Source organism: Staphylococcus pseudoxylosus (genome assembly GCF_044794325.1).
Taxonomy (GTDB): domain Bacteria; phylum Bacillota; class Bacilli; order Staphylococcales; family Staphylococcaceae; genus Staphylococcus; species Staphylococcus pseudoxylosus.
Genome location: NZ_CP085024.1, coordinates 319,405 through 345,949, shown reverse-complemented (window position 1 = coordinate 345,949; position 26,545 = coordinate 319,405). Strand labels below are relative to the sequence as shown.

24 protein-coding genes are annotated in these 26,545 nt (G+C 34.4%); 10 read left to right on the top strand and 14 right to left on the bottom strand.

The window, feature by feature from the left end:
- Window positions 1-191: 191 nt before the first annotated feature.
- Both cls and LG295_RS01500 read right to left on the bottom strand, forming a co-directional pair.
- Entirely contained in the window at window positions 192-1,676 is a 1,485-nt protein-coding gene (gene cls / locus LG295_RS01505) for a cardiolipin synthase (protein ID WP_107529896.1), read from the bottom strand.
- Window positions 1,677-1,857: 181 nt separating this feature from the next.
- Window positions 1,858-3,042 (bottom strand): MFS transporter, encoded by a 1,185-nt coding sequence (locus LG295_RS01500; RefSeq protein WP_107558189.1) that lies wholly within the window; start codon window positions 3,040-3,042, stop codon window positions 1,858-1,860.
- Window positions 3,043-3,128: 86 nt separating this feature from the next.
- Here LG295_RS01500 and LG295_RS01495 point away from each other — a divergent pair, with 86 nt between their 5' ends.
- On the top strand, window positions 3,129-3,674 hold the full coding sequence (locus tag LG295_RS01495) for a helix-turn-helix domain-containing protein (RefSeq protein ID WP_107558188.1): 546 nt from the start codon (window positions 3,129-3,131) through the stop codon (window positions 3,672-3,674).
- Between the two features lie 145 nt (window positions 3,675-3,819).
- Here the strand turns inward: LG295_RS01495 and LG295_RS01490 are convergent, their stop codons facing one another.
- From LG295_RS01490 to LG295_RS01475, 4 genes are all read right to left on the bottom strand, one after another.
- On the bottom strand, window positions 3,820-4,233 hold the full coding sequence (locus tag LG295_RS01490; RefSeq protein ID WP_124227366.1) for a VOC family protein: 414 nt from the start codon (window positions 4,231-4,233) through the stop codon (window positions 3,820-3,822).
- Between the two features lie 151 nt (window positions 4,234-4,384).
- Window positions 4,385-5,200 carry a pyruvate, water dikinase regulatory protein gene (locus tag LG295_RS01485; RefSeq protein WP_326000356.1) on the bottom strand — a complete coding sequence of 272 codons (816 nt, stop codon included), beginning with the start codon at window positions 5,198-5,200 and terminating at the stop codon, window positions 4,385-4,387.
- Complete coding sequence (gene ppdK / locus LG295_RS01480) at window positions 5,193-7,826, bottom strand: pyruvate, phosphate dikinase (RefSeq protein ID WP_326000355.1); 2,634 nt, start codon at window positions 7,824-7,826, stop codon at window positions 5,193-5,195. Before ppdK ends, LG295_RS01485 begins: the two co-directional genes overlap by 8 nt.
- Before the next feature lie 1,037 nt (window positions 7,827-8,863).
- Window positions 8,864-9,943: a CdaR family transcriptional regulator gene (locus LG295_RS01475; RefSeq protein WP_404476202.1), complete on the bottom strand. Its 1,080-nt coding sequence runs from the start codon at window positions 9,941-9,943 to the stop codon at window positions 8,864-8,866.
- Window positions 9,944-10,077: 134 nt separating this feature from the next.
- Here LG295_RS01475 and LG295_RS01470 point away from each other — a divergent pair, with 134 nt between their 5' ends.
- The 6 genes from LG295_RS01470 to larC are packed head-to-tail and all read left to right on the top strand — an operon-like array spanning window position 10,078 to window position 16,483.
- Window positions 10,078-11,208 carry a glycerate kinase gene (locus LG295_RS01470; RefSeq protein ID WP_107558184.1) on the top strand — a complete coding sequence of 377 codons (1,131 nt, stop codon included), beginning with the start codon at window positions 10,078-10,080 and terminating at the stop codon, window positions 11,206-11,208.
- 25 nt (window positions 11,209-11,233) lie between these two features.
- Complete coding sequence (locus LG295_RS01465; protein ID WP_107558183.1) at window positions 11,234-12,397, top strand: 2-keto-3-deoxygluconate permease; 1,164 nt, start codon at window positions 11,234-11,236, stop codon at window positions 12,395-12,397.
- Between the two features lie 3 nt (window positions 12,398-12,400).
- Window positions 12,401-13,663 (top strand): nickel-dependent lactate racemase, encoded by a 1,263-nt coding sequence (gene larA, locus LG295_RS01460; RefSeq protein ID WP_107529885.1) that lies wholly within the window; start codon window positions 12,401-12,403, stop codon window positions 13,661-13,663.
- Between the two features lie 16 nt (window positions 13,664-13,679).
- Window positions 13,680-14,504 carry an ATP-dependent sacrificial sulfur transferase LarE gene (gene larE / locus LG295_RS01455; RefSeq protein ID WP_107529884.1) on the top strand — a complete coding sequence of 275 codons (825 nt, stop codon included), beginning with the start codon at window positions 13,680-13,682 and terminating at the stop codon, window positions 14,502-14,504.
- Window positions 14,505-14,525: 21 nt separating this feature from the next.
- On the top strand, window positions 14,526-15,284 hold the full coding sequence (gene larB / locus LG295_RS01450; RefSeq protein WP_404476201.1) for a nickel pincer cofactor biosynthesis protein LarB: 759 nt from the start codon (window positions 14,526-14,528) through the stop codon (window positions 15,282-15,284).
- 17 nt (window positions 15,285-15,301) lie between these two features.
- The gene (gene larC, locus LG295_RS01445; RefSeq protein ID WP_107558181.1) at window positions 15,302-16,483 is read left to right on the top strand and encodes a nickel pincer cofactor biosynthesis protein LarC; all 1,182 of its coding nucleotides are present in this window, start codon (window positions 15,302-15,304) and stop codon (window positions 16,481-16,483) included.
- Between the two features lie 216 nt (window positions 16,484-16,699).
- Here larC and LG295_RS01440 read toward each other — a convergent pair whose 3' ends face one another.
- Window positions 16,700-17,695, bottom strand: coding sequence for a Gfo/Idh/MocA family protein (locus LG295_RS01440; protein WP_107558180.1), 996 nt, complete (start codon window positions 17,693-17,695; stop codon window positions 16,700-16,702).
- 294 nt (window positions 17,696-17,989) lie between these two features.
- Between LG295_RS01440 and LG295_RS01435 the strand changes: the two genes are divergently transcribed.
- The gene (locus LG295_RS01435; protein ID WP_241961580.1) at window positions 17,990-18,301 is read left to right on the top strand and encodes a hypothetical protein; all 312 of its coding nucleotides are present in this window, start codon (window positions 17,990-17,992) and stop codon (window positions 18,299-18,301) included.
- A 42-nt stretch (window positions 18,302-18,343) separates the two neighbouring features.
- Complete coding sequence (locus tag LG295_RS01430) at window positions 18,344-18,676, top strand: general stress protein (RefSeq protein ID WP_107529879.1); 333 nt, start codon at window positions 18,344-18,346, stop codon at window positions 18,674-18,676.
- Between the two features lie 94 nt (window positions 18,677-18,770).
- On the opposite strand, the gene LG295_RS01425 is transcribed toward LG295_RS01430, so the two are convergent.
- The 6 genes from LG295_RS01425 to LG295_RS01400 form a co-directional block, all read right to left on the bottom strand.
- A complete protein-coding gene (locus LG295_RS01425; protein WP_107529878.1) occupies window positions 18,771-18,971 on the bottom strand; it encodes a hypothetical protein in 201 nt (66 codons plus the stop codon).
- 197 nt (window positions 18,972-19,168) lie between these two features.
- On the bottom strand, window positions 19,169-20,191 hold the full coding sequence (locus LG295_RS01420; protein WP_107558179.1) for a lipoate--protein ligase: 1,023 nt from the start codon (window positions 20,189-20,191) through the stop codon (window positions 19,169-19,171).
- Between the two features lie 9 nt (window positions 20,192-20,200).
- Window positions 20,201-21,085 (bottom strand): NAD-dependent deacetylase, encoded by an 885-nt coding sequence (locus tag LG295_RS01415; RefSeq protein ID WP_107529876.1) that lies wholly within the window; start codon window positions 21,083-21,085, stop codon window positions 20,201-20,203.
- The gene (locus LG295_RS01410; RefSeq protein ID WP_404476199.1) at window positions 21,078-21,863 is read right to left on the bottom strand and encodes a protein-ADP-ribose hydrolase; all 786 of its coding nucleotides are present in this window, start codon (window positions 21,861-21,863) and stop codon (window positions 21,078-21,080) included. The genes LG295_RS01415 and LG295_RS01410 overlap by 8 nt, the downstream gene beginning before the upstream one ends.
- Before the next feature lie 3 nt (window positions 21,864-21,866).
- Window positions 21,867-22,199 (bottom strand): glycine cleavage system protein H, encoded by a 333-nt coding sequence (locus LG295_RS01405; RefSeq protein WP_318832550.1) that lies wholly within the window; start codon window positions 22,197-22,199, stop codon window positions 21,867-21,869.
- A gap of 20 nt (window positions 22,200-22,219) precedes the next feature.
- Window positions 22,220-23,224 (bottom strand): LLM class flavin-dependent oxidoreductase, encoded by a 1,005-nt coding sequence (locus LG295_RS01400; RefSeq protein ID WP_404476197.1) that lies wholly within the window; start codon window positions 23,222-23,224, stop codon window positions 22,220-22,222.
- A 264-nt stretch (window positions 23,225-23,488) separates the two neighbouring features.
- On the opposite strand from LG295_RS01400, the gene LG295_RS01395 reads away from it, so the two are divergent.
- Window positions 23,489-24,715, top strand: a complete 1,227-nt coding sequence (locus LG295_RS01395) for an NADH-dependent flavin oxidoreductase (RefSeq protein ID WP_404476823.1) — start codon at window positions 23,489-23,491, stop codon at window positions 24,713-24,715.
- A gap of 95 nt (window positions 24,716-24,810) precedes the next feature.
- On the opposite strand, the gene LG295_RS01390 is transcribed toward LG295_RS01395, so the two are convergent.
- Complete coding sequence (locus LG295_RS01390; protein WP_325999478.1) at window positions 24,811-26,454, bottom strand: alpha-keto acid decarboxylase family protein; 1,644 nt, start codon at window positions 26,452-26,454, stop codon at window positions 24,811-24,813.
- Window positions 26,455-26,545: the final 91 nt, after the last annotated feature.

Here is a 26,545-nt window from a genome sequence, read left to right as displayed (position 1 = left end):
GAGCTGAAAACCACAGGCTGAAGCTGTCCCCTAAGTAAGCGAGCCAACAATACGAAGTATTGAACAAAAAGAAGCACTCAGATGAATTGAATTAAATCATCTGAATGCTTCTTTTCTAGGATTGATACCCCAATTCTTATCTATGTGCTGATGCAACAGTTATCTCTTTTTCGGGATACTATCATTCTCACTTATAATATAGGTGAAGCTAATTTTGCAATAGCTTGTTTAAATTTAATCCAATTAGAACGCTGATTATAACGCGCTTCTGTCAATTCTTGTGATACTTTCAAATCTTCAAAGAAAGCGTCTTTAAGTTTTTTAGTAATACGTTCATCATACATAAAGGCATTGATTTCAAAGTTTAATTCAAAACTTCGGATATCCATATTGGCAGAACCTACGCTTGCAACTTCGTCATCTATAATCATCATTTTAGAGTGGATGAAGCCATTTTCATATGTGTAAACTTTAACACCATCTCGTATAAGCTGAGCCACACTTGAAATTGTAGCCCAATATACAAATATATGATCCGGTTTGCAAGGTATAATCAAACGTACATCCACACCTGACTTAGCAGCAATACGCAAAGCATTAATATAACCTTTATCCGGAATAAAGTACGGACTATGCATATAAATAGATTTCTCAGCTTTCATAATCATCTTCATGTAACCAAATTCAATTTGATGCCAATTATCACTTGGCGCACTGAGTGCTAATTGCATGGACACATCGCCGCCTTGATTCGCATTTTCTGGGAAATATTTTTCATTATAATCTAATTGCTCACGTTTAGCTTGCGAGTTCCAATCATGAATAAAGCTTAGCTGTAATGCATCTACGCCATCACCTCTAACTCTTAGATGCGTATCTCTCCAATAACCAAATTTTTCATTTAATCCTAAGTATTCATCTCCAATATTAAAGCCTCCGACATAACCAGTCATACCATCAATGACAACAATTTTACGGTGATTTCTATTATTCACTCTAAAATTGATTAAAGGAATTTTGGCTTGAAAGAATGCTTCAACTTGGCCACCCGCTTCTTGGAATGATTTGAATTTTGATTTGTGGACAGATTTTGAACCTACTGCATCATATAATAGTTTAACTTCTAACCCTTCGTTTGCTTTTTCTTCTAAAATATTAACAATTTCAGTGCCCAAACCATCTAATTCTAAAACATAATATTCCATGTGAATGTAGGACTTAGCATTACGTAAGTCTTCTTTCATCTGCGCAAATAAATCATGGCCATCAGTATAAATATCAACATTATTATCATTACTTAAAAATGATGGTTCTTTTGTTAATAACGTCGTTGCAATATCTTTATGTTTTCTTACAATTGGATTTTCAGAATCACTAATTTTATTTGTCGATGGTTTCAATTGAGATTCTACACGTTTCATACCATCCTCTATTTGGTTATGTGCAAAGCCTCGCTCACGTTTCTTACGCACACCTCTACCAAAGAAGATGTAGATAAAGAAGCCTAATATAGGCATGACGAAAAGTAAGAACAACCATGCCCAAGTTGCTGTCGCATCTCTTCTATCTCTATCTAAAAATACAATTAAAAGTGCTAATATAATATTCACTACGAAGAAAAATGCTAAAACACCTCGGTAGATCGGACTTACACTTGGATCAAAAATTAACTGCATAAACTCACCTCATTGTGCTTGGCTTGTCGAAAGATTTATAAAGCCATCAAAATATTTACTAATTAAATTAAATATACAACATGTATATTACTAAAAGTGCAATGATTATCAAAATCAATTATATTGTAAAATCTTTAATTTTACCATCTTCTTCAGTCTATTATTTATAAAATGATTTGCGTTATTTCTGTAGAGTTTGTTCAATAGTGTGATTACGACCAGCTTGAGAACCAAATAGCGTGATAATACATGCTGTTATTAATAAAATGGATAATGAAGCTAACCATTCACCCGTAATGTCATGTAAAATACCAAATAGTAATGGGCCAATTGCAGCAAATAAATAACCGATAGATTGAGCCATGCCTGACAATTTAGCAGCTGTTTCACTATGCTCTGTTCTCAAACTAAAGAACGTGTTAACTAAACCGAATGCAATACCACCCGCCATCCCAATAAGAATTGTTGATACAATTGCTAATTGTGGCATAAATATCATAATTACAACACCTACTATAAAACATAACCCAGTAATAAAAGTTAATAAAAACTGAGATTTCATTTTTGTAGCAAAAATAGGTGTAATAAATGTAAATGGGATAATTGATATTTGAAGCACCGATAGATAAGCACCCGCTTCATTGATTGACATGCCACTTTGTGCAAGGTATGCTGGCATCCAGTTTATAAGTGCGTAAAATATCAGCGACTGTCCTCCCATTAGTATAGTAATCTGCCATGATAACGGAGATTTCCATACATTAATACTTTTTCCAGATATGGCGGTCGTCATCTCTTGTTTACCCTTTAATTGGAATGACCATAAAATAATTGTTAAAAGCGTTACAATGCCAATAACACTGATCGCAATATTATAGTTAAAGGCTTTTACTAATGGCGCTGTTCCATATGAAGATAAGCCCCCAAAGACATTCATAACAACAGTATAATAACCAGTCATAATACCAATATGCAGTGGAAACTTCGCTTTAATAACTGCTGGTGCGAGCACGTTACCAAAACCAATACCTATACCAATCAATATAGTGCCTATGTACAACCATGAAACACCCGTAACTGACCTAACAATAATACCTATTAATATTAAGCATAAAGCTAGGAAAATCGTTTTCTCAAGTCCTAACCTATTACTCGTTCTAGCAGCAAATAATGAAATTACAGCAAAGGCTAACAAAGGTACAACTGTAACCACACTAACAGCACTATTGGATAATGCTAAATCTGCTTTTATATCTGGTAATGCAACACCTATAGAAGTTATAGGCGCTCGTAAATTGGCGCCAACTAATAAAATACCTATAAATAATAACCAATTAAATGGTTTTGTTTTTCTATAATTTTCCATACCTTACCACCTTGAGGGGATTATTTTAAAATCAACACACTATATGGTACGATATGTACGTTATATTGTAAATAGGAGCGATGCATTTGTATAATATTCAGAATATAGTAGCGAAAAACATTGCCGACCATCGTAGGAAGCATCAGCTTAGCTTAGAGAAAGTTGCAAAGGCGACTGGAGTCAGCAAAAATATGTTAAGCCAAATTGAAAAAGGAAATTCAAATCCTACAATTACAACCCTTTGGAAAATTGCCAATGGACTTCATCTATCTTTATCACAATTAACATCATTAAATAATGATACAGTAGATTTTATTGATGAATCTGACATTGTGCCAATCATTGATGATAAAGTTACCATTTATCCATATTTTCCATACGATGATCATAAGAAATTTGAAATGTTTAAAATGGTAATAGAACCAGAGGGGAAAATGGACTCAGCACCTCACCATATGGGTTCCGAAGAATATATCATTGTAAACGAAGGTAGCCTTGAAATAGAAGTTGGTTCAACAATATATACAATTAACCATCATCAAGCTTTTCGTTTTAACAGTGATGTACCACACTGTTATCGAAATCGTGGAAACGTAACTGCTGTTTTCACCTCTACAATGTATTATCAATAGCTCATTAAAACTTATAATGATAATGAATAGTTAACCCTTAATTACTATCACTTTAAACTCATTTGTACTTTTTAATGGTCAGTAATGATTATAAGTAATGCCCACGCTCAATTAAGTGAACGTGGGCATTTTTATATCAATTTGTTTATGATGGTTTTGTATAACTTAGGTCCCACCCAATGTCATACTTATCAATGAGTTTGGCGTACTTAGCTCCCCAAAACATGTCATCAAGCTCCATTTGTACTTCGCCGTCTGCCTTTAATTGGTTATAGGCACGTGTTAATGCTTCCTCGCTATCAAACTCAAGCACAATATAAACATTACGATCTTGAAGCATCGAGTTATCATCTTTAGGAATATCGGATAACATAAATAACTGTCCATCTACTTCTAATTGACTATGAATAACACGCTCAGGGTCATCAGCAACTTTCTCATTTGCTTCTCCATACGTCATTACACCTTTAATTGTACCTTCTAATATTTCACTGTAAAATTGTAAAGCTTCTCTACATGTGCCATTAAAAAACAAATAAGGTGATACTGTTTTTAGCATAGTGACACTTCCTTTTATATTTTATATCACTTTAACCCTACCCACCTTGTAACAACACTACTCACTATTTTGCTAAATTGATTACATCCTTCAGTCTTAAATTTTACTTTTAAAATATATTATAGCCATATAACTGTGAAATAAGACTAGCTTATAAAAACTTTTCTATATAAAACGCTGATTCTTCAATTGATTTGTATTCTGTGTTAATGACTGTTGCGTTTAATTTTTCAAAAATCTCTTCAGCATATATCAATTCTTCTCTGATTCTTTCAATACTGTTATAGTTTGTTGGACCGTGTAGCCCCAACACTTTCACACGTTCATTACGTATGTTCAAAATATAATTAGGACTGGCAGTTAAACCAAATACTTTTAAATCCTGATGCCTAAAAACTTCATCAGGTATATCCACTTCTGGTACCAACGGTATATTTGCAATTTTGTAACCTTTATTCGCTAAATACATACTAAGTGGTGTCTTAGATGTTCTTGAAACACCAACAATAAGTGCATCGGCTTCCCCTATGTCAGTAAAATGTTTACCATCGTCATATTTAACAGAGTATTCCATAGCTTCTATTCTTCTAAAATAATTTTCATCTAATTTACGTAAGGCGCCGCTTTCTAAAATAGGCGAACAATTTGTGCGTTGCTGGATAATACCAATTAAGTCAGACATGTAATCAACATATGGGATACCCGCTTCTTTTGCAAATTGTTGACCAACAATATTAAATTCAGGATTCACTAATGTTGTTATTACAACTGCTGCACGTTCCTTAGCACTTTTTAATATATTAATGAGCTCTTCTTCATTTTTTATAAAAGGAAACTTTTTTATCTCAATTTGCGATACGTCAGGAAATTGAGTTAACGTTGCATGTACCATCCGTTGCGCTGTTTCTCCTATGGAATCTGAAATAACATATAATCTGAGTTGTGGTTCTAACGAATCATTAAACACGTAATCGACCACCTTTAACCTCACTTTGCGCAGTCGATAACAAGGCGCCAGGCACTCTAAATGGTGAACATGAAACATAGTCAATATCTATTTGATTAAAGTAATAGATAGATTTATCGTCGCCACCTAACTCGCCACAGACACCTATTTTAATAGTCGGGTTAACAGCTTTAGCTTGTTGTGTAGCCATTTTGACAAGTTGACCAACACCATCTTGATCTAATGTTTGGAATGGATCATTTTCTAAAACACCTTGTTCTGAATATGAACCAATAAATTTACCAGCATCATCTCTAGAGAACCCAAAAGTTAATTGCGTTAAATCATTAGTACCAAAGCTAAAGAAATCACATACCTTCGCTAATTCACCGGCGATGAGGCAAGCCCTTGGTGTTTCAATCATTGTTCCAATTAGGTATTGAATTGTTTCTCCGGCCTCTTGTTGCAATTGTTCTATCTTTTCAACAATTTTAGCTCTTAAAATTGTAAACTCAGCCACTGTAGAAACTAAAGGAATCATGATTTCTGGTTTACACTCAATACCTTGTGCTTTCAGACGTAGCGCACTTTTCACTATAGCTTCAACTTGCATAACATACAATTCTGGATACGTAATAGCAAGACGACAGCCTCTATGACCCAACATTGGATTTACTTCATCTAAACTCTCAATGTATTGTTCCAATTCTCTTACAGTCACATTCAACTGTTGAGCTACATTATTTTTTTCTTCCACCGAACTTGGTAAAAATTCATGAAGTGGTGGATCTAACAACCTAATAATCGTTGGTCTTTGACCAGATAACTTTAATATTTCTTCAAAATCAGTCATTTGATATTGCTGAATTTTATTTAATGCATTAATACGTTTATCTTGTGTATCTGATAAGATAAAGCGACGCATTTCAATTAAGCGTTCAGGGCCAAAGAACATGTGCTCTGTACGAACAAGTCCTATGCCTTTAGCATTAAATTGATATCCAGTTTGAATATCTTGAGGTGTTTCCGCATTCATTCTAACCTGTAATCTCGCTACATCTTCTGACCATGACATAAACTGCTCAAACGCTTCACTACGCTCTGCTTTCATCGTCGACACTTCGCCATAATAAATATCGCCCTTTGCACCATCTACGGAAATAACATCTCCTTCGTGCAACGTACCTCCTGAATAATTAACTACTTTATCTATAACATTAATTTCGATATCAGAACATCCTGTAACACAACATTTACCCATTCCGCGTGCTACAACGGCTGCATGTGAAGTCATACCACCATGCGTTGTAACGATTGCTTCACTTGCAATCATTCCTTCAATGTCTTCTGGAGAAGTTTCTGGTCTCATTAAAATAACTTTATTGCCCTTTTCTGCTTGTTCTTTCGCACTTTCTGCTGAATAAACAATCTTACCACTCGCTGCTCCCGGACTTGCTGGCAAACCAATTTTAGAAATTGTAGTTGCTTGTTTAAGTGATTGCTCATCAAAATTAGGATGTAATAACTGATCGATAGATTTTACTTCAACATTCATTACTGCTTCTTCTTTACTTATAACGCCTTCTTCAACTAAATCAACTGCAATGTGTATGGCAGCAGTAGCAGTACGCTTGCCATTTCTCGTTTGCAGTAAATATAACTGTCCATTTTCAATCGTAAACTCAATATCTTGCATGTCTTTATAATGCGTTTCGAGACGTTTGGAAACATCCACAAATTGTTGATGTACATGCGGCATATGCTCTCTCAATGAATCAATATCTTTAGGAGTACGGATACCTGCCACTACGTCTTCACCTTGCGCATTTAATAAATACTCTCCAAATAGTTTAGACTCTCCTGTAACTGGATTGCGTGTAAAGGCAACTCCTGTACCACTGCGTTCCCCGCTGTTACCAAATACCATTTCTTGGATATTGACAGCAGTACCAATATCATGTGGTATTTCATTTAATTCACGATATACACGGGCACGGTCGTTGTCCCATGATTTAAACACTGCTTCAATAGCTTCAGTTAATTGATCAATAGGTACTTGTGGAAATGGTTTATAAACTTCTTCAACATATACTTCTTTAAAATGTTCGCAAATTTCTTGTAGTCCTTCAGCTGGAATATCTGCATCATTTTGATAACCATGCTTTTCTTTATATTGATTGAAATATGTATCAAATGATGCCATAGGAATACCGTATACGACTTCGCCAAACATTTGTAATAGACGGCGATAACAATCATAAGCAAAACGAGCGTCTTCAGTCTTTTCAGCTAACTTTTTAACATTGTCATCGTTTAAACCTAAATTTAAAATGGTGTCCATCATTCCTGGCATAGAAATTTTAGCGCCACTTCTTACTGAAACTAATAATAAAGATGTATCTGAAGAAAACGATTTTTGTGTACGTTCATAAAAGGCAGTTAATTGTGTATTTAATTGCTCCATGAGCGCATCAGAAAGCTTAGATCCATGCTCTAAATATTTTATACAAGCTTCTGTTGTTAACGTAAAACCATCAGGTACCGGTAAACCTAAGCGCTTCATCTCTGCCAAATTAGCACCCTTGCCTCCCAGTAAATTTTTCATAGACTTTTGTCCTTCATCAAATGCATAAATATATTTTGTCATACTGAATCACCTCAAATAGTTAATATGATATACTAATTGCTATTGAGTATGTCATATTAATCGAAAAATGACAACTAAAATATAAAAATTTGTTCATATTCATTTCTTTTTGCACCTTTATCTCTTGATATATCATAATTTTGTTGTATAAAAAAAGCCCAAGCAACATTGATTTGTTGCTTGGAACTTTTAACATCACCAGTTCATTGCCATTTTTATATAACATGGTTAAATGACTTAATATATTACTAGGTTTATTTTTCAAATGAGAGCATTTAAGTCATAGAATTATAATTTTGTATAACTAAAAGTTAAAAGCAGATACATTTACACTATCTTCTTTCTATTTCAAATTACTATTTGATTTAAACTGGCTCTTAAATTTTTGTGGACTTTAAAAGTAGGTGAAATAGAGAAATCACATTTTCTAATTAAGATATACTAAATAAATTGGAGTACGAAATTACTAAAAATGGCAGATTAAAGCACAAGTGTTGTATTGTGCTAAAGTAGGTGACTATTTAAAATATAATCGTTTATCAAAGTGACATACAGAGGATTTATCATACTAGCTTCTCATAGTTAACCTAGCATGATAAGTTACAACAACATTCATGCATTGTTAAACCTAATTCGTTTTGACTATTTTCATGTAGTGTAATATATTTTCATCAAATCATCACAATAATTCATTCAAAACTTCATAAGTACCTTTTATCCATTATGTCCACGTCCCTTCATTTCATGGTACATCAATAACAAGTTGATGTGAGTTATCACTTAATAACTCAATAATGGCACCATTACTATTTAAGCATTTCAGATTGAAAACAAAACGTTTTGTATCTATAAAGATTTTTATTCTAAAATTTATAGAATTATTTAGTAATAACTTAAATTAATTATATTGTTGGTCGTGTAATTTGTAAAGTGTTTTTTGATACTTTCCTAAAAAACGTCCCCACTACATTTTATGATATTGCTACTTATTATCTATTTTCTAAATAAAAGAAACATATCAACTAAACTACGAATGGTTAACACCATAAAGCTATTTGTAGTTTAATCGCATCTGAATATTTCTTTGGATTCAATCCTGTAAGTGTTTCGCATTTTTCTAATCGGTAAAGTAACGTATTACGATGAATATAGAGATATTTTGCAGTTTTAGCAATATTCAAATCATTTTTGAAGAAACTTTTCAAAGTTTCTATACTTTGTGAATCTAGATCACTTAAAATTCTTTGCTTATATCTTTCTCTTATTCCACTCTCTATTTGATAAAGTAACGTTTTCTCTTCTACATCTTCAAAGGACATCAATGTTTGGGTTTGATCATTCAACATAAATACAAGATCACACTCTTCATAAGCCTTTTTGAAATCGTTCAAACTCGAAAAAAGTAAACTTGAAGCCATACTTACTTCTAATTTCAATGATTTAAAGGCATGATAAATTCTCACAATTTTTTCATCTAAAGCTTTTTGTGATTCATCAGAAGCCAGTATAACGATACGGTTATGATTAGTAAAAGCTATTGTAAAAGTGGTTTGATCAATTTTACTAGTTAATGCACGAACAATGCTATTTCTTGAGAATATTTGCTTTTCTAAATTAATAATAATACATTTTCTATAAGCTAATAAATTGGTGTTAAGTTGCTTTGTTAAATATTGTATAAACGAATTAGAGGGATTACTTTTCAACAGTTCTTCAATAAATAATTCTTGACTACGTATATGTCCTTCCAGTTCATACGTAAAATAATTTTGATATAACAATAATTCGGTCGACATTTTCACTAAATCTGCTACGTATAGCAATGCTTTGGGGTCACCTGTAATACCAATTACACCGACAATTTCATCTTGAAATATAATGGGTAAATTAATACCTGGCTGTGTCCCCTGCAGTTTCTCACAATCTTCTTCAGTCAATATAACCATCTGTTCGCACGCTAATACTTTACGCGCGCCTTCGTGTATACTACCAATCCTACTTTTATCAAATGATGCTATAATCTTACCGTTAAAATTCATTATGTTAATATTACTTTTTGTTCTTTTTGCAGTTTCTTCCACAATAAGCGTTGCTACTTCCTCTGTTAATATCTCCATTATTTCACCACTTTATCACTTTTATACAAATTTAAAGGTATATTATTGTATAGTTTAACCCTATTTTCAATAAAATAAAATATATATAATAGAATAATATATATCAGAAAGCGTTTACAAGGAGGTCGTTTAAATTGAAAATTGTCTTAGCGCCTGATTCATTCAAGGGTAGTATGACGGCTACTGAGGTCACATCCTATATGTCTCAAAGTATATCCGAAACTTACCCTCAGGCCGAGGTTCATGCTTTACCTGTTGGTGACGGTGGCGAAGGAACTATGGAAGCCCTAGTAAATGCAACCAATGGCAAATTTGAAACTGTTTCTGTTACTGGACCATTAGGTAATCAAGTTACTGCTCAATACGGCGTGTTAGATGATAATAAAACTTGTGTCATCGAAATGGCGGAAGCTTCAGGATTGAAACATGTACCAGAAGCAAAACTAAACCCAATGATTACAACAACATACGGCACCGGAGAGTTAATACAAGACGCACTAAATAAAGGTTATAAGAAATTCATTCTAGCAATCGGTGGCTCAGCAACAAATGATGCCGGCGCTGGTATGTTACAAGCATTAGGTGCAAGATTAGCCAATAAAGACTTTAATGATATACCTTTTGGTGGTGCTGCACTAAAACATATCCATCACATCGACTTAAAAAACTTCGATAATCGAATTCAACATTGTAACTTTGTAATTGCAACAGACGTTCAAAATCCATTAATTGGTCAAGATGGTGCATCACATGTCTTTGGAAAGCAAAAAGGAGCTTCATCTTCTGAAATAACATTACTAGAGCAAAACCTTACACATTGGGCAAACATTGTTGAATCCACACAACACATACGTCTACATGAATTAGCTGGCGCTGGGGCTGCTGGTGGGCTAGGAGGTGCTTTCAAAGCATTTTTCCCTAGTGAATTTGATGATGGTATTAAAGTCGTTATAAACCTTATACATCTCGAAAATTATTTACAAAATGCAGATTTAGTCATTACTGGCGAAGGTAAAATTGATTTCCAAACTTTTTATGGTAAAACGCCAATGGGTATCGCTAAATGCGCTCAAAAGTTCAATGTACCTGTCATCTTTATTGGAGGAACTGTCGACGTAGACGTTGATATGTTTAAAGATGTTGGTGTAGTAAGTGCTTTTAGTTTAACCGATGGACCTATGTCACTTGCACATACGATTGCTAATTCGGAAAAATTAATAAAGAAAGCAACTAAGAATATCGTAAAAACATTTTTCCATAATTAATAACATATTCAAGGGGATGTTAGTTATGAGAATCAAAGATACGATTGAAAAAATACCAGGGGGATTGATGGTTGTGCCCTTACTTTTGGGTGCTACGATTAATACGATTGACCAACTACATTTAAGTTTTATCATGAATATATTAAAACAACTCGGTGCGCCCAAGACTGAGCAAGGCCATTATGAAATGTTGCAAATTGGCGGGTTCTCACAGGAGCTATTTAAAGATAGTGCATTAGTCTTAATTGCACTTTTCATCTTTTGTGTTGGAAGCCAAATGAATTTAAAAATCGGTGGAAAAGCATTAAAAAAAGGTTTCTTATTAACATCAACTAAATACTTTTCAGGGTTAGCAGTTGGTTTACTACTCGGCGCTATTTTTGACCCGTGGACAGGATTATTTGGGTTATCTACAATTGCAATTATTGCTGCCATGACAAATAGTAATAGTGGTATGTATGCTGCATTAACAAGTGCATATGGAAATCGTTCAGATATTGGTGGACTATCTATATTAGCAATTAATGATGGACCTTTACTCACCCTAATTTCATTAGGGTTTATTGGCACTACTTTTCCAGTCATATCCTTCATATCAGTACTTCTTCCGTTAGGTATTGGTATGCTATTAGGTAATTTAGATCCTAAAATTTCAGAATTTCTTCGCCCAGGAGAAACACTATTAATTCCGTTCTTCGCTTTCTCATTAGGTGCTGGTATGAATTTAGCTGAATTCTTTAATTTCTCTGTATTATCAGGTGGTCTAACTTTAGCTTTACTAACATTTATATGTACCGCTATTACTGGTATAGCTGCATTTAAATTATTTAAAGAAAAAAGTATTATCGCTCCCATTTCTGAAGCTTCCACTGCTGGGAATGCTGTATCTACACCAGCTGCAGTAGTGGCGGCTGCTTCTACCGCCCTAGCCAACGGTAATTTAACTCAAAGTGAGTATGCAATGATAGAAAAAATAGCCCCTGTGGCAACGGCGCAAATATCAATATCTGCTATTACTACAGCTATTTTATGTCCAATAGCAGTTATAATGGTTGATAAATACCAGAAAAATAAGGGTATATATGGAAGAAAAGAATATTTCAAACGTACAAACGAACCGTTTTTCAAACTAAAACAAGTAAATAGACTACATTTTTATGAAAACGCTTTAAATAAAAAGGAGGAGTAAGTTTTGAAAACTACTATTCTATATGGTAAATCCAATGTTGAAATTGATTTACCTGATCACAGTGTCTTAATTGAGCCTCAAGACTTAACTGCACTTGAAGATGATATCGGTGCAATTCAAAACGCTTTACGTCACCCAATCGGTACTAAACCTTTGAGTGAAATGGTTCAAGCCAATCAAACTGTGGCTATTGTGATTAGTGATATCACAAGACCAACGCCTAATCATATATTGGTGCCTTTACTTATAAAAGCATTGCCCCATGTACCATTGGAGAATTTTGTAATTATTAACGGTACTGGCACACACCGTGACCAAACTCGCGAAGAGCTTGTCCAAATGCTAGGTGAAGACATCGTTAATAACATCAAAATTGTTCATAATCATTGTAATGATAAAGCAACCTTGAGCAAAGTTGGACATAGTAAGTATGGGTGTGATGTATATCTGAATAAATCATATGTCGAAGCTGATTTCAAAATTGTTACAGGCTTTATTGAACCACATTTCTTTGCTGGGTTTTCAGGTGGTCCTAAAGGGATCATGCCAGGAATTGCAGGTATCGAAACAATTATGACCTTCCATAATGCAAAAATGATTGGTGATATTCGCTCCACTTGGGGTAACATGACAGATAATCCTGTTCAAGATATGACTCGAGAAATTAATGCCATGTGTAAGCCAGACTTTATGCTAAATGTGACATTAAACAAAGAGAAAGCAATTACTGAGGTTTTTGCTGGAGAATTATATGAAGCACATGATAAAGGTTGTGCTTACGCTAAGAAACATGCCATGTTCAAATGTGATGAACCTTTTGATGTTGTAATAGCTTCTAACTCTGGGTATCCTTTAGACCAAAATTTATATCAAACCGTTAAAGGGATGAGTGCTGCACACAAAGTTGTCAAAGAAGGTGGCAGTATTATCATGTTATCAGAGTGTAGTGATGGATATCCAAATCACGGTAACTATGCTGAAATTCTTAAAATGGCTGATAGCCCACAAGCACTCGTCGACATGATTAACGACCCAAACTTCGCTATGTTGGATCAATGGCAAGTTCAAAAACAAGCCGTTATCCAAACATTTGCAGATGTTTATTTATACTCCAAACTTACTGATCAACAGACTAAAGACGCTATGCTATATCCAGTTACTGAAATTAATGACACACTAAAAATGCTTGAAGACAAATATGGGAAAGATATGACGATTGGCGTTATGCCCTTAGGACCACTAACGATTCCATACGTTGAATCATAAATTAGGAGGAATAATCATGTTAACTGAAACTTTAAATAAAGAACAAAAATTAGAAAACATTCTTAAAGATATGAACAAAGTAGTTATTGCTTTTTCTGGTGGTGTAGATAGCAGTCTGGTCTTAAAGAAAGCCGTTGATGTATTAGGTCATGCAAATGTTAAAGCAGTTATAGTCAAATCCGAATTATTTAGACATGAAGAATTCAACCAAGCTATTCAATTAGCAAATCAACTTAATGCGCCAATAATAGAAGCTGAAATTGAAGAATTGAAAGACCCACACATTATTGAAAATACACCTGATAGTTGGTATTACAGCAAGCGTTTATTATACTCAAAATTAGAAGCGTTAAGAAAGAAATACAACTTTAACTATGTGCTTGACGGCATGATCATGGACGACTTAGATGATTTCAGACCAGGCTTAAAAGCAAGAACAGAATTTAATGTAAGAAGTATATTGCAAGAAGCTGATTTATACAAATCCGAAATAAGAGAAATTAGTAAGGCTAATGGTTTACCAGTTTGGAATAAACCAGCATTATGTAGTCTTGCCTCTCGTATTCCTTATGGAGAAACATTGAATTTTGCAAAAGTAAATAAAGTTAACGAAGCGGAAAAATATATTTTAAGTCTAGATATTAACAATGTTAGAGTACGTTATCACCATAATATTGCTAGAGTAGAAGTTAACGATACCGACATTCCAACCGTAGTAAAATATCGAAAAGAAATCACACTGCGCCTTAAAGAATTAGGCTTTGACTATGTAACGATTGATTTAGAAGGCTATCGTACAGGAAGTATGAACGAAGTCATCAATTCATTAGATGCAGATTAAATTTATAAAGGTGGCTTAACTATGACTGACAAGCAAGATTCCCTAGACTCATTGCTTCAAGCTGTTCAATCGAATCAGCTTTCTGTTTCAGAAGCCAAGACTCAATTAAGTCATTATGACGAATTAGGTTTTGCCAAAATTGATTTGCATAGGAGACAACGTCAAGGCTTTCCAGAAGTTGTTTTTGGTGAAGGAAAAACAACTTCTCAAATCATAGATATCATCAGCACATTACTCGCACACGATGAGATTGTTCTAATTACAAGGGTAGACCATGACAAAGCACAAGATATTATCGCTAAATATAGTGAACTTGAATATCATGAAGCAGCGCGTATTCTTTGTACCCCTATAAGCAATATTTCAAAATCTAATTATTATACATCTGTGATTTGTGCCGGAACTTCTGATTTACCAGTTGCAGAAGAAGCAGCCATTACTGCTGAAGTAATGGGCATACATGTAAAACGCTTTTATGACGTAGGTGTGTCTGGCATTCACCGCTTATTTTCACATATAGAAGCAATTAGACAAAGTAAGGTTTCAATCGTTGTTGCTGGTATGGAAGGTGCCCTTTCAAGTGTAGTATCAGGCTTAGTAGATCATCCAGTCTACTCTGTTCCTACTAGTATAGGTTATGGTGCGAACTTAGAAGGTGTAACAACACTATTATCAATGGTTAATTCCTGTGCACCGGGAACAAGCGTCCTCAATATAGATAATGGCTTTGGTGGTGGCTATAATGCCGCGATGATTATAAAAATGATTGAAGCTCATTAGAAATGGAGTGAAACAATATGCCTAATGCAATTTATTTAGATTGCCATGCAGGTATTGCAGGCGATATGTTGCTATCTGCACTTATTGATTTAGGTGCAGATATAAATTATATTGAACAGAATTTAAACGACTTACCCTTGAACAAATTTAAGTTAAACTTTTCTTCACAAAACAAACAAGGTATCCAAGCCACATCACTATCAATAGATTTTGAACCAGCACATCACCATAGAAAAGCTCAAGATATTTTCAGAATGATAAATGAAAGCACCTTGCCTGACAGAGTAAAAGAACGAAGTATTCACATATTTGATGTTATTGCCCATGCAGAAGCAAAAATTCATGGCATGTCAGTTGAAAACGTACACTTTCATGAAGTAGGTGCAATGGATTCAATCATTGATATTATTGGGAGTTGTTTAGCATTAGAAAACTTAAACATTGATACTTTACTCTCCTCACCGATTCCTACGGGACACGGAAAAATCAATATCGCACATGGCATTTACCCTGTACCTGCACCAGCAACTGCTGAAATACTCAAAGGCATTCCGCTTGCCGCTTTTGATGTTGCAAGTGAATTAACAACCCCTACAGGAGCGGGTTTTATTAAAGCATTAGTATCAGACGTCGGTCCACTGCCAAGTGTCACAATATCGAATATTGGATATGGTTGTGGTTCAAAAGATTTTGAGTTTCCAAATATACTACGTGCAGTTCAATTTTCTAAAAAAGAAGCGACTCCCTCTCAAGTTCAAGTATTAGAATGCCAACTTGATGATATGACACCAGAAATGCTTGGATTTTTTATGGAACAAGTCATAGACGATGGTGCTTTGGACGCTTATTACACGCCTATCACAATGAAGAAAAGTCGCCCAGCTACACAACTCACAGTTATTTGTAGTCTGACGCAAGCACAGTATTTTGAAAACTATATTCTCAAATATACGACATCTCTGGGTGTTCGTAGCTATACAGTAAACCGAAAAATCTTACATCGTCAATTTCAAACCGTGCACACAGATTACGGCGCAATATTAGTGAAATTAGGCATGTTGGGTGACAAAGTTATAAAAGCCAAACCTGAATTTGAAGATGTTCGTAATGCTGCGATTCAATCAGGCATGCCTTTTGCTACCGTTTATAACGATATTCAAACAACTATACAAAAACACATTAATATTGATATTGATTAATCCAACCAAAGTATAAACAAAACTTAATCACAGCCTCATCATCATATTAAAATTAGAAAGCATCATAGCTATCATAATTGTTATACATTTCTGTAATCTGAATTATATCTTTAATCAAACGTAAGACGCACCTCAATTCAACTAATGAATTGAGGTGCGTTATTTTAACTTAATTTATGCTATTGTAAATTCTCTTAAGAACTCATCTCAGTTCGATCATTTATTATTAACAGAAGGACCTAATTCAATATGTGCACTATCTAGAGCAAGTTCTAATACTTCACTTACTTGAATACTGTGTTCTAATTTTTGGGTAGCTACGTCAAAGTTTTTCTCTTTAATGATTTCTGCAATTTTCACAAATTCTTCGTACATACGGTGTTCATGTTGATTAACTTGATACGATTGCGTTCCACCATCATTATATTTTAGTTCAAAAGCTTTTAACTCATTTGTAGGACCTTTAATATTTATTGTTGCTTTTTCCCCTTGAATATAAGATTGATTATCTGAACTAGAGTCTTTCGCACCGATACATACAACTTTTATACCGTCATAATCTAACTGTAAAATGCCTGACGTATCAATATTATTTTCTATATTTGCGAAGTAAGCTACTCCATTCGGTTTACCAAATAATGCAATTGCCAAATGAATATTGTAAACATTGATATCCATTAAAGCACCACCACCTTTAGCTGGGTCAAATGCAGGTTGAATAATACCTTTTTTAAAATCATCATACCTTGATGAATACTGCGAATAATTAAATTGCGCAATCTTACCATTTCCTATTTCAAGTAAAGATTGTTTTAATACATCGAAATTACTCAAATATAGGTTAGTAATGGCTTCTATAATAATAACTTGATGAGCCTCAGCTAGAGTCTTTAATTCTAATAATTCTGCTTTCGTCAACGTAAATGGTTTTTCGCATATCACATGTTTATGTTGTTTAATTGCTTTACGTGCATAATCAAAATGTAAATGATTCGGTACGGCTAGATAGATAGTATCGATTGTCTCATCTGCTAAAAATGCATCATAATTATCAAAAATATGCTTGATATTAAATTGCTTTTGTAAATGCTCTACATTTTCTGGATTTCTCCCTGAAGAAACAAGACTCTGAAAAGTATACGCTGGTATTTGCTCCATAACAGGTAGCGCTTCTTTAACAATTTTGCCCGCCCCAACAATGCCTAGATTCATAAGTTATTCCCCTTTGTTAATTATTTGTATTCTCTATTTATTTTAATAATTAATTACATAACTATAGTGTACTTTATAGATACATTTAATTCAAAATCAATAACACAAAATCATTAGATTTGTTTTTAAAATTAATTCGGTGGTATACATTTAATATAAAGGTATAAAATTGCAGTCGCATTTTTTATGCGTAAGGAGGGCTATAAGATGTCCATATTTTATTTTATAATATTTCTAATAATAGTCGTGGCTTTCTTCCTACTCATCAAGAAACTATATAGGAATGAAGCTTCCGTGAATAAAAGAAAACGTAAACGTGAAAAAAGGGTTGAAAACTATATCAACGAAGCGTTCAAAATAGAAAACTTAAAAGCTATCAAAGAAACACCACAGCATATCACTTTAGTTTATGATAAAGAAACATTAAACATTAAGCATAATAATGTATCTCAAGTTCAAAATGAGAATGAAGAAAAAGTAGATACTCATTTTGAATTGCCTACCAACATCCAAAGAGAAGAAGTATATGATTATGCACTTCAACACACACATTTTTATATTACGCATGAACGCTACGATAGACTTAAAGAGCAAAATAATAAATAAGTAAAATGAATTAAGTTTGTCTTATTTCAAGGGGGTTTATAAATGACGCCAATTATAAAAGTATATTCAAATGATGAAGAAATCGAAGTGAATATTAACACATTAAAAGATCAAAAAATAAATGCAAAAGATGTCTTTGTATTGTCTCACGATCCTGACCGCACTGAACGAATTGTAAATCAAACTGAAGTATCCGGTATTAATTACAACCGTTCTAACGTGGGTGACGAAGTGGCTAAGCAAGGAAGTCAACTGCGTGAAAAACTACAGGCGCTTGGCATTTCCGAAGAAGATGCTCATGAATACGAAGAACTCATGGATCAAGGCAAAGTTTTATTAATCGTTACTGATTCTCGTGCAAGAGATGTCTTATAACACTATTAATATCGAAATAAATAGATAACGACCTTCCACCCAATTTAATGTTTGTGGAAGGTCGTTTTACATACTTTAACTCTTTTTATTAATATTAAAGTTGATTAAAGTTATTTACTTGTATATCAGTTATTTTATCGATGTCTACTTGTTGCTCTTTTGGCTCTGTAACATGCAAATATTGTGAATCATTATTATCTTCTAATGCTTTAACAGTTATTCGTTCATGCTCAACAGTTTCTATAATAACTTCTGAGTTTTTAGATAACGCTGCTTTGATATGATTTTTATCCATACGATATCCTCCTTACGTATCTATCAAGCATTTGTAATTGCTATACCCGACATCCACTTTTCAAAACGATATGGATATTGACCTCCTTCAGCTACACACTTATAAGTAGTTTGAAATTATTTTATAAAATAAATACGAATCAAAATAACACCTTTTTATTCAAAGCTAAGGTATACGATCTACTTTGATATTTTTAATCAACTTAAAATAACGTCCGCTAGCGCTTCAGCAGATGTTTTCCCAAAATAGTATGTAACATCTAGCTTATTTAATGCCGCTATAATATCATCTTTTACGACACGTACACCTTGAAGTTGATTTTCAACATCACTAATGTCGCCTTGTCCAAAGAAATCACCATAAATGCGGCATGCTGAAATACGGCCATGTTCAACTGCTAAAGAGATATCAATCGTACCTGCTACTAACCGCGCATCTCGATTATATTCATATCGTGGTGAGCGTCCATAATTCCACTCCCAGTTATTGTATTTTTTCTCAAGCATGTCATCAATGACTTCCCAATCTTTATTTGTTAAAACATAACGTTTAGCATCACTTAAATCATCAACACCTAACACTTGTTTAACCATTAAATCTTTAAATGTTTCTATTGTTATATTTTGATATTCTGGTGCTAAGTATGGCCTAATACTACCTACACGAGAACGCACCGATTTAATACCTTTAGATTCAATTTTTTTACGATTCGGTTTTAGTACTTTTACCATGGGCTCATAATCTACATCTAATAATAAAGAGTAACCGCCATAAATTCTACCTTTGATGAGTGTCATAGCAGCTCCAGATATCTTTTTACCATTAATCGCTAAATCATTGCGTCCACTTTGTTCTACTTCAGTGGCGCCTAGATGATGTAACGCTTGAATACCCGGTTCATAGAATTTTTTGAAATTACCATAGATTGTGTCATCTTTTTCTAGGATACAACACATATTCACTGCACCACGGTCTACATAAACCGCTCCACCTCCTGTATCTCGGCGTACAACTTTAATATCCTTTTGTTCTAAATAATCTTGGTTAATTTCTACGGCAGTATTTTGAAAACGACCTATCTCTACTTTAGGATCACAGTAATATGGGAAAAGGATATCTTCATTTAAAAATATATTTTCACTTACATATACTTGCATAGCCAATGCTACAGCACCATCAGTTATATATTCACCATTTCTAATCGGTTCAATTAAATACATAGCTATCTCCTATTTCGTTAATTTTTTATTTGCTTCTAAAATCAATGCTGAAATATCATCAGTTAAATGTATCGTTCTCTCACGGATATCTTCTGGAATTCGATAAGCTTTTTTATTCAAAGTCATGAATAATGCGTTTGGATTTTGTTTTGTCATACGTTGAAAAGGATGTTTCACAAATTGTGGCGTCGTGTAACCAATCCCTATTTCTAGATACAGTACTTTAGCTTCTTTATGTGCATTTAGGAATTGGTTATAACGCGACAATTGTGCCTCAAAATCCGCATCTTCTACCATTCCAACTTGCGCTTTACGTTTATTTATTTCCATAGGTGCATCACATTTTGGACAATGCGGCACTAATGCTCTAGGTATCTTCATATTTTCTTGTTGCGCTACCATTTGACGTATTGCATCATCATCACGATATGTTTGCGCATGACAATGTTGACTACATTGCCATAAAATATACTCTCCTTGAATATGAAAGACTTTCTCCAAATCATAATTTGCCACTGCAAAAGCATTATCAGCATTTGTCGTAATAATATGGTAGTCTTTAACTTCTAAAATTTGTTTTAATGCTACATAAGATGCACCGACAGGTTGATCTAAATAATTTAATGCAACAAAACGACTTTCAAATGCCCAATATTCTTGCCAACTTTCAAAAGGATGTAGACTTGCCTGCAACATATCGAAGAAGCCGTATTTGGCTATAAAATCTGGAAAATGTTGCGTGAACCTTTCTCCGATATAAGTAAATCCATCTGCAGCAGACATACCGGCACCAATACCTACTACAACAGCGTCCGCTTCCGCTAACGCATCAGCTAATTGGTCAGCTTGTTGGTCATATGTTGTCGTTAAGACGTCCCATGTTGATTCAGTCATTATGTTTCAAGCCCTCCTTGTATAACTTAGCATCTGTATCAGTAAACACATTGAATATTACTTTAATTCCTGATTGATGGTTTTGTTTATAATTCAATACCGTATCTATAGCAATTCGAGAGGCTTCTGCTTGTGGAAAACCAAAGACTCCTGTAGAAATACAACAAAAAGCAATACTCTTTAGTTGATGCTTGTCTGCTATTTCTAAACAGTTTCGATAGCATCGCGCAAGCAAATCACGATTCATTCGTGACACTGGCGTTTTACGTATTTGTGGTCCAACTGTATGAATAACATAATTTGCAGGTAAATTATAAGCATCTGTGATTTTCGCTTTACCCACACCTTCACGTTTACCTTGGCTTTCTATTAGCTCTGCACATGCTAAACGTAACTGTACACCTGCTTTTGTATGAATAATATTATCTATACAATTATGATTCGGTTCAAAACAACCTAGCAACTGACTATTGGCCGCATTCACAATTGCATCTACTTGTAATTGCGTAATATCACCTTGCCATAAATAAATATCGTTATCTAAGCATGGTGTTAAAGACGCCATATCGGTCACTTGTTGTTTATTATATTGATTTAATAATGCATCTTGTACATCAATAAAATCGTTAGATATACCTTTTGCTGGCCTTATATTTATTAAACTTCTAAACATCTCCCAACGTGCTTGTTCTGTATCAGGTAAGTCTAATGTTTTATCTCCATTTGCCTCATGCCATAAATAGTCAATCAAATACGCTAAGCGTTCTACTTGTTGCATGTTTTATGCCTCTGGAAGTGCATTAAAGGCTGCTTCATCAACGTTTTCTAATTTTACTAACCAGTTCTCTTCTGGCTTTTCAGAATTTAAAAGCGTCGGCTCATCTTCTGCCTCAGTATTACGTGCCACAATTTTACCTGCTAATGGAGATTGTACGTCTAATACTGTTTTTGAAGCTTCGATACTGACAATTTCATCGTCAACTTTCACATTATCTTCACCCATAAACGCCACATAACCTACAGTTCCTACATCATCTTGTAGTTCTGGTGTCATTCTATAAACATATTGTTCTCCTATTTTTTCAATCCATAAGTAATTCGCTAATTTTTTCATTTATATCTTCCTTTCTTTAATTATAAATTCATTTCTGCAATCAATTCTATTGTGCGGCTCCGATTTTCGAAACCTGGTATTAATGGGACAATCATAAGTTCGTCTGCATCAAATGTTTCTATTATTTGCTCTAGTTGGCTTTGAACAGTTGCTTTTGCCCCAACAACCATACGTGCGCGATTTTGTGCAATTAACTGTTTATCTCTTTCTGATTTTTGATAATCTTGAGCTGTCGCTATTGATGGCATCCGATTAAATTCTGCAAATTGTTTTTTACCCAACAGCCAAACATCTAATGCTTGTGCTAATGATTGCGCGTGTACTTCACTATCACCAACTATGGTAAATACCGTGACTATAACTGTAGGAGCCATATTCAACTTAGTATGTTTAAATGACTTTCTATAAGTTTGAACACTTGCTTTTGCATTTTGAATAGCCTGTGCATTGGGTAATAAGAACGTCCCCAATGTATAACCCATGCCTACTTCACCAGCCATTTCCGCAGATGTAATACTTGTACTTAACAACCACATTTCTGGAACTGTCGTAACACTTGGTTGTGCTGTGACACTATCTAATCGCTGTTCGCTATTATTTTCAATTAAATAGTCTTTCACATCTGATATAGACTGCCCGTAGTCTAAAAAAGAAGACTTCGTTTCATTAAGTGCTTTCTTCACGCTAGATGTCCCCGGATTGTTACCAATGCCTAAATCCACTCTCCCCGGGTAAAAGGCTTCCAATAATCGAAAGTTTTCTGCCACTTTAAAAGGACTATAATGTGGTAACATCACACCGCCTGATCCCAACCGTATACGTCGGGTCTTTGCTAATATTTGCATCATCAACAACTCTGGACTTGCACAGGCAAACGCCGGTACATTATGGTGCTCGGTAATCCAAAACCGTTTGTAAGCTAATTCATCTGCTAATTGCGCTAACTTCACAGTATCTTGCAAAGCATCTTGTGCCGTTTGACCTTCATCAATGACAGCATAATCTAATATGTTCAACTGAACCACGTTCACATTCACTCCCGTTATACCACATATATATGCGTCTGCATTTCTATATTTATTACATATGACCATGTAATATTATTTTATATTCAGTCAAAGTATCACATTCAATACATATTACCCTCACTTTATAGAATAACGGATATAGAAAATTTTTGTTATATTTTGCTTATAAAATGTTGGAATTTCTTGTTTAATTGACCATTCTGTCACATTAGTGTTAATTTAAAATTACATATTACAACAAAGAATGAGGTCAAAGCTATGATAAATAATTTTGATTCACTTTTCAAAACACTTATATTGCCTAACGGTATTAAATTAAATAATCGTTTTGTACTTTCGCCTATGACGACTAATTCCTCCACACAAAATGGACATATTACCGAAGAAGACTTGCGTTATGCACAAAGACGTTCGCATGCAGCACCTCTTCAAGTAACGGGTGCAGCTTATATAGAACCCTATGGTCAACTATTTGAATACGGCTTTAGTATTATAGATGACAGCTGTATACCAGGTTTAAAAAAACTAGCTACTGTCATGAAACAAGATGGCAATAAAGCCATTTTGCAACTTACACATGCAGGCAGGTTTTCAAACCAAGCTATTTTAAATTTCGGCCAAGTATATGGCCCTAGCTCTATGTCACTACATTCACCTATCGAACATGAAGTCTTAGCAATGTCACAAACAAAGATTGACGATGTAACCAAACAATACGCAGATGCAACTTCACGTGCCATTCAAGCTGGATTTGACGGTGTTGAAATCTCTGCAGCACAACGTCTACTCATTCAAACATTTTTCTCTACTTTCTCTAATCAACGTACGGATCAATATGGACCACAAAACCTTAAGAATCGGGCACGAATTGTCTTAGAGATATTAAGTGCTGTGCAATCTGTTATTGATAAGGAAGCGCCACCTAACTTTATACTAGGTTATCGCGCCACGCCAGAAGAAACACGTGGGAGCGACGTTGGTTACACGATTGACGAATTCAACCAACATCTAGACTGGGTTTTAGAGGTAGCAGATATACAATATTTAGCGATTGCTAGTTGGGGACGTCAAATTTATCAAAACAAGGTTCGCTCAGATGGTAGCTATAAAGAACAATTTGTAAATGCAGTTGTTCATGACTACTTAAGCGGTAGAGTGCCTATGATTGCAAGTGGTGGAATTAATTCCCCTGAAAGCGCGTTGGACGCATTAAAACATGCTGATATGGTTGGTATGTCTTCACCCTTTGTAACAGAGCCTGATTTCGTAACGAAATTAGCAAATGGTACTCCAGAAAAAATCAATTTACATGTCACATTAAAAGATATAGATGAATTAGCTATCCCATATGCAGCATTTAAAGATATCGTTAAAATGATGGATTACGGTGAGGGCTTAAATAAAGAAACACGGGACGAACTACGTAAGCTTGAAAAAAATTATGACCAAGTAGAATATACTGCAGTTGAAAAAAGAGCGGAAACATAAGACCCTAATTTGATCTTATGTTTCCGCTTCTTTTAAGTTAAGATACTAGCTATAAATCTAACATACATATACAAATTCTAAACTATTTTTCCATATTAGCCGTTTTGCTTAGCAAATGCCTGACCTATCGCATTTAACTTACGAGGTGCATCATGAACATTCATTTTCACTTCTATAAGATGCATTCTATCAGGTTGTGCTTCGACTTGGAGCAATACTTTTTGGAATTCTTCACTCGTGTTGACATCATATGTGCAAACTTCTTCTTTACCACCAAAGACCGTTGGTAATAATTTATAATCCCACATTTTAATATCGTTATACACTGCATTTTCGCCATGAATTTTACGCTCCACTGTATATCCGTCATTATTGATAACAAATATAACTGGTTTAATTTCTTCTCTTATCATCGTAGATATTGCTTGCACAGTTAATTGTAAAGAACCGTCACCAATTAATAGTAAGTTCCTACGATTAGGGTCAGCCAATTGAGCACCTAAAGTCGCAGGTAAAGTATATCCAATAGATCCCCATAATGGTTGCCCTATAAATTTATTATGTTGATTTAATGCTAAATCATACGCTCCAAAGAATGAAGTTCCTTGTTCAGCTATAATCACATCTTCTTCTTTAATAAAATCCTGCATCATTTTGAAGTAAGTCTCTTGTGTTAAAGGATCAGCATTTAAATCATAATCATGCGCACTTGGACGCTGGTATTTCGGAAAATCCATGTGATTTACATAATTAATTTTATTTAATCCAGCTAGCAAATCTACTAACGATACATCCGTATCTTTCGTTTCATTCATTTTAAAATTATGATGATTGATCATTACTACATCATCAATATCAAATTGATATGAATAACCGGCTGTAGCTGAATCTGTCAATTTTGCACCAATATTTAAAATTGCATCACTTTGATCTACATAGTCTCTAATGGCTTTATCCGTTAATGCACCATCATAAATTCCCATATAATATGGACTTTCCTCATTAAATGCGCCTTTACCTAATGATAATTGTGCAACTGGAATATGTGTCTGTGTTACGAATTTTTCTAAATCTTCATGTAACCCAAAACTGTTAATTTCGTGACCAGCGATGATAACCGGTTGCTCTGCACTTTGTAATTTTTCCATTATCATTTGCATATATTTAGAAACATCCATATGTTGATGTTCTGCTAGTTCAAATGATGCTGTTACTTCTATCTCAGTATTCGCTACATCAATTGGTAAGTGAATATGGACCGGTCTCTTTTCAAATAATGCAGCGCTTATCACCCTTGGAATTTCTGATTGTGCGTTTTCGGGTGTGATATACGCTTGTGTTGTTGTAATTGAAGCATACATATTTCTATAATCATCAAAACGTCCCTCACCTAAAGAATGATGTACATATTTACGAGCCTGTTCAACCGCACGTGTCGGTGCCCCAGTAATTTGAATAACTGGTACACGTTCTGCATACGACCCTGCAATACCGTTTACGGCACTTAGCTCTCCTACACCAAATGTCGTTACCATAGCAGCAATGCCCTTCAACCTTGCATAACCATCCGCTGCATAACTTGCATTTAATTCATTCGTATTGCCAACCCATTCTAAATCATCACGACTAATAATGTCATCTAGAAAGGTAAGGTTGAAATCTCCTGGCACACCAAACACTTTATCTACACCAACATTGCTCAAACAGTCCATTAGATATTGTCCTACACGTTTTTTCATTTTCATTTCCCCTTTTACTCTATATCTAATACACTTCAAATTTAACTTATAACATAATAAAGGTCAATAATATTGACTTTTATTATTGAAT